We start from the raw sequence: 256 nt of genomic DNA on the forward strand, positions 1-256 counted from the left end.
GGTCCGAAAAATCGAGAATCCAATTCGAAGCGTCTACCTACAAGGCTTGCTGATCACCGGTGCTCGCCGAGAGGAATGGGCAGCGCTACGCTGGGAGGATGTCGACTTCCGCTGGCGAAGCCTCCGGCTTGACGACAAAGTCGAGGGAACCGGTGGACGCGTAATTCCGCTTACTCCGTACTTGGCCGAGCTCTTGCTCGAGTTGAAACGCTTGAGCGAAACGCCGCCCAACAAAAGGCAAGCCGCACGTCTTGCC

1 pseudogene is annotated in these 256 nt (G+C 58.2%); it reads left to right on the forward strand.

Annotation, left to right across the window (positions count from 1 at the left end):
* Positions 1 to 46 precede the first annotated feature (46 nt).
* Positions 47 to 256 (forward strand): annotated as a pseudogene (locus SB659_RS19980) (hypothetical protein); the annotation flags it as partial.

Source organism: Arthrobacter sp. SIMBA_036 (assembly GCF_046535135.1).
Classification (GTDB): domain Bacteria; phylum Actinomycetota; class Actinomycetes; order Actinomycetales; family Micrococcaceae; genus Arthrobacter.